Below are 9,028 nucleotides of genomic sequence, written 5' to 3'. Positions count from 1 at the left end.
TGCGTGCTGGTGCAGGAGAGCCTCGCCCAGCTCGGGATCAAGACGACGATCAACAAGGTGCCCGGCGCCAATTGGCGCACCGAGCTGAACAAGAAGGAGATGCCGCTCTTCACCAACATCTTCTCGGGCTGGCTCGATTATCCCGAGTATTTCTTCTACTGGTGCTATCACGGCAACAATTCCGTGTTCAACACGATGAGCTACAAATCGCCGGAGATGGACAAGCTCATCAACGGCGCCCGCGATGCCGCCGCGACCGGCGACAAGGCGGCTTACGATGCCGACGTCAAGGGCTTCGTCGACCTCGCCTTCGCCGACGTGCCGCGCATTCCGCTGTATCAGCCGTTCGTCAACGTCGCGATGCAGAAGAACATCTCCGGCTATCAGTACTGGTTCCACCGCCGCCTCGACTATCGCGCGCTGGTGAAGGGATGAGCGGCGTGATCAGGGCGCGTGAGGTGGCCCGAACTCTCTCACTCCCTCCCCCCTTGTCGGGGAGGGGCGGCGAGGGGGGGGGCCACGGACACCGCCGCGGGGGATTATCCAACGGCCAAAAACGTGCCGACCTGGGCAGCGCAATCGCATGTTCCGATCTGAGTTTGGCTCCCTCCCGCCTCCACGCCGTCATGGCCGGGCTCGTCACGGGCATCCACGTCGTTCGGCGCACCAGGAGCGACGTGGATGCCCGGGACAAGCCCGGGCATGACCGAGCAACTCACTGGCGGCGTCGTTCGGGACGCCCTGAAATGAGATCGAGGGCAGATTCGGGAAGGCATCGGCCATGCTGACTCTGATCGCCAAGCGCCTCGCCTTCGCCATCCCCTCGCTGATCGGCGTCGTGATCGTCACCTTTCTGCTCACGCGCGCGCTGCCCGGCGATCCCGCCGCCTATTTCGCCGGTCCCGCCGCGACCAAGGAAGCGGTGGAGCAGATCCGCAAGAAGCTCGGCTTCGACAAGCCGCTCATCGAGCAGTTCTTCCGCTACACGAGCGATCTCGCCCATGGCGATCTCGGCAGCTCGCTCACGACGGGCCAGCCGGTGGCCACCGAGATCCGCAACCGCCTGCCGGCCTCCGCCGAGCTCACGCTGCTCGGCCTCCTGGTCTCGGTCGCGATCGCGCTGCCGCTCGGCGTTCTCGCGGCGACGCGGCCGGGATCGTGGATCGACCATACCTGCCGTGTCGTGACGACGGCCGGAGTCTCGCTGCCGGTGTTCTTCACCGGCCTCGTGCTGGTCTACGTGTTCTACTTCCGGCTCGGCTGGTCGCCGGCGCCGCTCGGCCGGCTCGACGTATTCTACAGCGCGCCGAACAATGTGACCGGATTCTACCTCATCGACACGCTGATCGCCCGCGACGGCGAGGCGTTCCGCTCGGCGCTGAGCCAGTTGGTCCTGCCGGCGGCGACGCTCGCGATCTTCTCGCTGGCGCCGATCGCGCGCATGACGCGAGCCTCGATGCTGTCGGTGCTGTCGTCGGAGTTCGTGCGGACCGCGCGCGCCTCCGGCCTGTCGCCGTCGACCGTCACCGTCACTTACGCGTTCCGCAACGCGATGCTGCCGGTCATCACCACGCTGTCGATGGTGTTCTCCTTCCTGCTCGGCGCCAACGTGCTGGTGGAGAAGGTGTTCGCCTGGCCGGGCATCGGCTCCTATGCGGTCGAGGCGCTGATCGCTTCCGACTTCGCGCCGGTGCAAGGCTTCGTGCTGACGATGGCCGTGATGTACGTGATCCTCAACCTCGTCATCGACATTCTCTATGGCGTCATCGATCCCCGTGTGAGGCTGGAAGGATGAGCACCGTCGCGCCGACCCTCGAACCCGCTGGTGCCGCGCGCACGTCCGGCGTGATGGCTTTGATCGGGCACACGCGCTATGTGCTCGCCGAGAACAAGGTCACGGGCTTCGCCTTCGGGCTGCTGGTGATCATCGTGCTCGCGGCGATCGTCGGGCCCTGGATCGTTCCGTATGATCCGCTCGCCAGCGACACGGCCTCCGCACTGAAGCCGCCGTCGGCGGCGCACTGGTTCGGCACCGATCAGCTCGGCCGCGACATCTTCAGCCGCGTCGTGGTCGCGACGCGGCTCGACACCTTCATCGCGGTCGCCTCGGTCGCGCTGGTGTTCTTCATGGGTGGCCTCGCCGGCGTCGCGGCCGGCTTCTTCGGCGGCTGGACCGACCGAATCGTCGGCCGCATCGCCGATACGATCATGGCGTTCCCGCTGTTCGTGCTGGCGATGGGCATCGTCGCAGCTCTCGGCAACACCGTGCAGAACATCATCATCGCCACCGCGATCGTGAACTTCCCGCTCTACGCCCGCGTCGCGCGCGCCGAAGCCAATGTCCGCCGCAATGCCGGCTTCGTGCAGGCGGCGCGGCTGTCGGGCAACAGCGAACTGCGCATCCTGCTCGGCCACATCCTGCCGAACATCATGCCGATCATGATCGTGCAGATGTCGCTCACGATGGGCTACGCCATCCTCAACGCCGCCGGCCTGTCCTTCATCGGACTCGGCGTGCGGCCGCCGACCGCGGAGTGGGGCATCATGGTCGCTGAGGGCGCCTCGTTCATGGTCTCGGGCGAATGGTGGATCGCGCTTTTTCCCGGCGTCGCGCTGATGATCGCCGTGTTCTGCTTCAACCTGCTCGGCGACGGCCTGCGCGACATCGTCGATCCCCAGCGCAGGACATGAGGGGATGAGCTGCTCGCCAAGGAATAACTCCGTCATTGCCGGGCTTGACCCGGCAATCCATCGACTGACGACGAACTTGTTGGTTTGGATGGATGCACGGGCCTTCGCAGCGCCGAAGGGGTTTCGGCCCCGCAGGCGGGTCAAGCCCGCGCATGACGGACGCGAATACGGGAGAGCATCATGACCGCGCAGCCGCTGCTCGACGTTCGCGATCTCACCGTCGAATTCTCCACTCGCCGCGGCATCGTCAAGGCGGTGCAGCATGTCGACATCTCCGTCGCCAAGGGCGAGACCTTGGCGATCGTCGGCGAGTCCGGTTCGGGCAAGTCGGTGACGTCCTATGCCGTGATGCGCATCCTCGACCGCGCCGGGCGCATCGCCGAGGGCTCGGTGATGTTCTCCGGCGTCGACGTCAAGGCGGCCGCGGAGAGCGAGATGCGCGACCTGCGCGGGCGCGAGATCTCGATGATCTTCCAGAACCCGCGCGCGGCGCTCAATCCGATCCGGAAAGTGGGCCAGCAGATCGAGGACGTGCTGAAGCAGCACGCCCAGGCCGCCGCGAACGACCGCGCCGAAAAGGCGATTGCCGCGCTCGAGCAGGTCAAGATCATCAGGCCGCGCGAGCGCTATCACGCCTATCCGTTCGAATTGTCCGGCGGCATGTGCCAGCGCGTGGTGATCGCGCTGGCGCTGGCCTGCAATCCGCAGCTCCTGATCGCCGACGAGCCGACGACGGGCCTCGACGTCACCACGCAGAAGGCGGTGATGGATCTCGTCGTCGAGCTCACCAGGAGCCGGGGCATGTCGACGATCCTGATCACGCATGATCTCGGCCTGGCCGCCACCTATTGTGATCGCGTCGTGGTCATGGAGAAGGGCCGTGTGGTCGAGACCGCCAAGGCGGCCGACATCTTCGCCAAGCCGCAGCATCCCTACACCCGCAAGCTGATGCGCGCGACACCGCGGCTCGGGGTGTCGCTGCGTGACCTGCTGCCGGAGGAGGAGGCGTCAGCGAAAACACAGGTCGTCATCGCCGGGCTTGACCCGGCGATCCATCCTTCTTCGCAAGAGATGATGGACCCCCGGGTCAAGCCCGGGGGTGACGAGCGGAGCGAAGACAGCGGTCGGAGTGCGAGCAGCGCCAAGCCGCTTCTCCTTGTCGACAAGCTCGTCAAGGAATATCCGCGGCAGGGCGCATCCGCGACGCTGTCGAAACTGTTCGGACGAAAACCGGCGATCGAGCCGGAGGTGTTCCGCGCCGTCGACGGCATCAGCTTCACGGTCGGGCACGGCGAAAGCGTCGGCCTCGTCGGCGAGTCCGGTTGCGGCAAGTCGACCACGTCGATGATGGTGATGCGGCTGCTCGACCAGACCTCGGGCCGCATCAGCTTCGACGGCGAGGAGATCGGCAACGTCCTGCCGCAGGCGTTCGCGCGGTTGCCGCAGCGCAGCCGCATCCAGATGGTGTTCCAGGATCCGACCGACAGCCTCAATCCGCGCTTCACGGCGGCGCGCGCCATCGCCGACCCGATCCTGCAACTCGGCGACATCCGGGGGCGCGACGCGTTGCGTGCGCGATGCGAGGAGCTGGCGACGATGGTCGGCCTGCCGCTGAACCTGCTCGACCGTTTTCCGCACCAATTGTCGGGCGGCCAGAAGGCCCGCGTCGGCATCGCGCGCGCGATTGCGCTGCACCCGAAGCTCGTCATTCTCGACGAGCCCACGGCGGCGCTCGACGTCTCCGTGCAGGCGGTCGTGCTCAATCTGCTGCAGGACCTCAAGCAGCAGCTCGGCATGAGCTATCTGTTCGTCTCGCATGATTTGAACGTGGTGCGTCTGTTGTGCGATCGTGTGATCGTGATGCGGTCGGGTCGAATCGTCGAGGAAGGTCCGTCCGAACGTGTGCTAGGTGATCCGCAGGACGCCTATACGCGTGAGCTGCTGACGGCGATTCCGCATCCGCCGCTGCCGGCGCATTGAGAGGGGGAGCTGCATGGCCGTGCCATCGGACCGCGACTGGGACGACTACATCGACGCCGTCGGGCGCGCGCTCGGCCTGCCGATCGAGGACGCTTGGCGGCCGGCGATCCGCGCCAATCTCGCGGTCTCGCTGAAGATGGCGAGGCTGGTCGACGAATTCTCCCTCCCTGACGAAGCCGAGCCTGCCAGTGTCTTCACCGCCTGATCCTGCCGACATGACCGCCAGTGCGATTGCCGCGGCGGTCGCCGCCCGTAAGCTCTCCGCTGTCGAGGCCGCCGACGCCGCGCTGGCGCGCATTGCGGCGCGTGATGGTGTCCTCAACGCCTTCACAGATGTGACAGCGGAGCGCGCGCGTGCGAAAGCGCGCGCCGTTGATGCCGACATCGCCGCGGGCAAGCCGGTCGGCCCGCTGGCCGGCGTGCCGTTCGCGGTGAAGAACCTGTTCGACGTCGCGGGGCTGCCGACCCGCGCCGGCTCCAGGATCAATCGTGATCGTACGCCCGCCAGCCGCGACGCGACGCTGATCGAGCGCATGGAGGCCGCCGGCGCCGTTCTCGTTGGCGCGCTCAACATGGGCGAATATGCCTACGACTTCACCGGCGAGAACGTCCATGACGGCCCGTCGCGCAATCCGCATGATCCGACGCGGATGAGCGGCGGCTCGTCGGGCGGCTCGGGCAGCGCCGTCGGCGGCGGCCTGGTGCCGGTCGCGCTCGGCTCGGACACCAATGGCTCGATCCGCGTGCCGTCGTCGTTCTGCGGCATCTTCGGTCTCAAGCCGACCTATGGGCGGCTGTCGCGGGCGCGCTCGTTTCCGTTCGTCATGAGCCTGGACCATCTCGGCCCGTTCGCGCGCTCGGTCGAGGATCTCGCGCTCGCCTATGACGCGATGCAGGGCCCCGATCCTGACGATGCCGCGTGCACGGCGCGCGGGCCGGAGCCGGTGTCAAACCTGTTGTCGCAAGGCCTCGGTGATCTGCGTATCGCGATCGCCGGCGGTCACTTCCAGAAGAATCTGTTTCCCGAAGCCGCCGAGGCGGTCAGCCAAGTCGCGACCGCGCTCAAGCTAACGCAGGTGATCGACGTGCCCGAAGCCGCGCGCGCCCGCGCGGCAGCCTATGTCATCAGCACGACCGAGGGCGCCTCGCTGCATCTCGACCGCTTGCGCCAACGTCCGCAGGATTTCGATCCGGCCGTGCGCGATCGCCTGATCGCGGGCGCGATGATCCCGGCGCCGATGGTCGACCGCGCGCAAAAATTCCGCCGCTGGTATCGTGCGCAGGTGCTCGAGCTGTTCAAGTCGGTCGATGTGCTGATCGCGCCGGCGACGCCGTGCATTGCGCCGAAGCTCGGGCAGGCGACGTTCGTGCTGGACGGCGTCGAGCTGCCGGTGCGTGCCAATATCGGCATTCACACGCAGCCGATCTCGTTCATCGGACTTCCGGTCGTTGCGGTTCCCATTCCGCTGGAGCCGATGCCCATCGGCGTGCAGATCATCGCCGCGCCCTGGTGCGAACATGTCGCGTTGCGTGTGGCCCACGCCTTGCAACAGCTTGGCGTCGCCGCGGCGCCGGCCCCGAGAGGAGTTCTGGAGAATGGAAGTCGATCTGCCTGACGTCGTCGCGGAGGTCACCGCGCAGTTCCAGCGCTATGAACAGGCGCTGGTCAGCAACGACGTCGCCGTGCTCGACGAACTGTTCAAGCAGGACTCGCGCACGCTGCGCTACGGCATCGGCGAGAACCTCTACGGTTATGGCGAGATCTCGGCGTTTCGCTCCGCACGCTCGCCGGTCGGGCTGATGCGGCGCACTGCCCGCACGGTCATCACGACCTATGGCCGCGACACCGCGGTCGCCTCGACCTTGTTCTATCGCGACAGCGCGCCGGGCAAGGTCGGGCGCCAGATGCAGACCTGGATCCGGTTTCCCGAGGGCTGGAGAATCGTCGCCGCTCATGTCAGCATCATCGACGAAGCAAAGGGCGGTTGAGGCATGAGCCTGGACGATCTTCCGCCGCGGACGCGTGCGCGGGTCATCCGTGAAGCCGATGTCCAGCGCACCGAACGTGCGCCGCCGGCCGTGGCCAAGATCACGCGCGCCGAGGAGCTTCGCCTGCAACTCGCCGACGACATCGTGCGCGGCGCGCTGGCGCCGGGTGCGCCGCTCGACGAGACCGAGATCGCCCGGCGCTTCAACGTCTCGCGCACGCCGGTGCGCGAGGCGCTGCGCCAGCTCGCGGCTTCCGGCCTGATCGAGGCGCGCGCGCATCGCGGCGCCGTGGTGGCGCGGCCATCGGTCGATCGACTGACCGGCATGTTCGAGGCGATGGCGGAGCTCGAGGGCCTGTGCGCCGGCCTCGCCGCGCAGCGCATGACGCCGGTCGAGCGGCAGCGGCTCGAAGCCATCCACGAGGAGCTGCGCAATCTCAGTCACGTGGGCAATCCCGAGCGCTTCCACGAGGTCAACGAGCGCTTCCACAACGCGATCTATGCCGGCGCGCACAACGCCTACATCGCCGAGATCACGCTTGCGACGCGGGTGCGCGTGCAGCCGTTCCGCCGCGCCCAGTTCCGCAATCTCGGCCGCCTCGCCAAGTCGCACGCCGAGCACGACCGCGTCGTCGTCGCCATCATGCGCGGCGACAAGGCGGGTGCCGCGAGCGCCATGAAAGCCCATATCGAGCTGGTGCGTGGCGAGTACGAGATCTACGCGGTGTCGGTATAGCTCCTCGTGGAGCAGTAGGGTGGGCAAAGGCGCTGCCGTGCAGTTTCCATGCACGGGATGTCCGTGGCGCCGTGCCCACCGCCGTACTGATGAGCATGCTGCCCGACGGTGGGCACGCTGCCGCCTGGCGGCGGCCGCTTTGCCCACCCTACGGTCTTCTGCCGATCAGCCCTTCTGCGCCATGTAGGCGCGCCAGCCGCCGAACTCAGAGATGTCGCGGGCGCCGTCGAGTGCGGCGGGCTCGACGAGGAAGCCCTTGGCGCTGCGGCCATCGGCCAGCCGGATCGTCCCGATCGACAGCGGGGGCGGAATGAGATTGACGAACTTGCCGAAGCTCGCCGCCGACAGCGCCCAGAGTTCGACAGCCATCGCGGTCCCCTTGCCATCCTCGATCCTGAGCATGCCGGGCTTGGGCGGCGTCGTCGACAACGCGTAGAGCTTGTAGTCCGGCGCGGTGGTCGTCGCCTCCAGCAGGCGGCCGCCGAGGCCGGTCAGCTCGTGATTGAGCGCCATGCCGGAGAGATGCGCGCCGACGACGACGACGGCAATCTCGTCGCCGTGCAACGAGGAGGACACCGCCGCGAGCGGCGGCTGCGGGATGGACTTCGCGCCGACCGGCAGCGCGGTGTCGGCGTGGAAGGCGCGGCCGAGGCTGGCAAGCGCCGCGTCGTGGCCGGCCGGTGCCAGCAGCGTGACGCCGAACGGAATGCCGTCGCTGCGCATCGCGGCCGGCACGGCCAGGCCGCAGAGATCGAGCAGGTTGACGAAGTTGGTGTAGGTGCCGAGCCGGCTGTTGAGCAGGATGGGATCCGCCAGCACCTCCGCGGTCGTGTAGGCCGTCGGCGCCGTCGGCAGCAGCATCGCGTCGATGTCGCGGAAGGTGCGCTCGGCGACCTTGCGCAGCGCCTGCAGGCGATACAGCGCCGCGAATGTGTCGGCCGCGCTGCCGCGGGCGCCGGCGATGGTGATCTCGCGCGTCACCGGATGGATGGCGTCGGGGTCGGAGGCGAGCAGGTCGCGGATCACGAGATAGCGCTCGGCGACCCATGGACCTTCATAGAGCAGCCGCGCGGTCTCGTAGAACGGCTCGAGGTCGAACTCCACGAGCTCGGCGCCGAGCTTGACGAAGCGCGCAACGGCTGCGGAATAGGCGGCTTCCGCGGCCTTGTCGCCGTAGAAGATCAACTGACCAGGGCGGGGAATGCCGAGCTTCACGCCCTTCGGAAAAGTGGTCGCGGCGGCGAGCGGCCGGTCGCGCGAGAACGGATCGAGCGGATCGGGCGCCGCCATCACCGACAGCGCGGTGACGGCATCGTCGACCGTCAGCGAAAACACCGAGATGCAGTCCAGCGTCCGGCAGGCCGGCACCAGGCCGGTGGTCGAGATCATGCCGAGGCTCGGCTTCAAGCCGACGATGTTGTTGAGCATGGCCGGCACGCGGCCGGAGCCCGCGGTATCCGTCCCGAGCGACAGGGGAACGAGACCGGCCGAGACCGCGACCGCCGAGCCTGAGCTCGATCCCCCCGGCACGAGATCCGCGCGGACGGGATTTTTCGGAATGCCGTAGGGCGAGCGCACACCGACGAGGCCGGTGGCGAACTGGTCGAGATTGGTCTTGCCGATGATGATGGCG

General features: G+C 67.5%; 8 protein-coding genes and 1 pseudogene. 8 read left to right on the top strand and 1 reads right to left on the bottom strand.

What is annotated here, in order from left to right; translation table 11 throughout:
• The 8 genes and pseudogenes from BRAS3809_RS02320 to BRAS3809_RS02285 form a co-directional block, all read left to right on the top strand.
• Positions 1 to 435 (top strand): annotated as a pseudogene (locus BRAS3809_RS02320) (ABC transporter substrate-binding protein); the annotation flags it as partial.
• A 346-nt stretch (positions 436 to 781) separates the two neighbouring features.
• Positions 782 to 1,795: an ABC transporter permease gene (locus BRAS3809_RS02315; protein WP_008960492.1), complete on the top strand. Its 1,014-nt coding sequence runs from the start codon at positions 782 to 784 to the stop codon at positions 1,793 to 1,795.
• Entirely contained in the window at positions 1,792 to 2,691 is a 900-nt protein-coding gene (locus BRAS3809_RS02310; RefSeq protein WP_008960491.1) for an ABC transporter permease, read from the top strand. The genes BRAS3809_RS02315 and BRAS3809_RS02310 overlap by 4 nt, the downstream gene beginning before the upstream one ends.
• Positions 2,692 to 2,871: 180 nt before the next feature.
• Positions 2,872 to 4,671 carry a dipeptide ABC transporter ATP-binding protein gene (locus tag BRAS3809_RS02305; RefSeq protein WP_008960490.1) on the top strand — a complete coding sequence of 600 codons (1,800 nt, stop codon included), beginning with the start codon at positions 2,872 to 2,874 and terminating at the stop codon, positions 4,669 to 4,671.
• A gap of 13 nt (positions 4,672 to 4,684) precedes the next feature.
• On the top strand, positions 4,685 to 4,876 hold the full coding sequence (locus tag BRAS3809_RS02300) for a DUF4089 domain-containing protein (protein WP_008960489.1): 192 nt from the start codon (positions 4,685 to 4,687) through the stop codon (positions 4,874 to 4,876).
• 10 nt (positions 4,877 to 4,886) lie between these two features.
• On the top strand, positions 4,887 to 6,287 hold the full coding sequence (locus tag BRAS3809_RS02295) for an AtzE family amidohydrolase (RefSeq protein ID WP_008960488.1): 1,401 nt from the start codon (positions 4,887 to 4,889) through the stop codon (positions 6,285 to 6,287).
• Positions 6,268 to 6,660, top strand: coding sequence for an oxalurate catabolism protein HpxZ (gene hpxZ, locus BRAS3809_RS02290; protein ID WP_008960487.1), 393 nt, complete (start codon positions 6,268 to 6,270; stop codon positions 6,658 to 6,660). Before BRAS3809_RS02295 ends, hpxZ begins: the two co-directional genes overlap by 20 nt.
• A gap of 3 nt (positions 6,661 to 6,663) precedes the next feature.
• Positions 6,664 to 7,395: a GntR family transcriptional regulator gene (locus BRAS3809_RS02285; RefSeq protein ID WP_008960486.1), complete on the top strand. Its 732-nt coding sequence runs from the start codon at positions 6,664 to 6,666 to the stop codon at positions 7,393 to 7,395.
• A 165-nt stretch (positions 7,396 to 7,560) separates the two neighbouring features.
• On the opposite strand, the gene atzF is transcribed toward BRAS3809_RS02285, so the two are convergent.
• Positions 7,561 to 9,028 (bottom strand): allophanate hydrolase (gene atzF / locus BRAS3809_RS02280; protein ID WP_035655074.1); only part of this gene is annotated, 1,468 nt, incomplete at its 5' end.

Origin of the sequence: Bradyrhizobium sp. STM 3809 (assembly GCF_000239795.1) — a bacterium.
Taxonomy (GTDB): Bacteria; Pseudomonadota; Alphaproteobacteria; order Rhizobiales; family Xanthobacteraceae; genus Bradyrhizobium.
The sequence above is the reverse complement of the archived record's forward strand: the minus strand, read 5'-3'. Positions and strand labels throughout refer to the sequence as shown.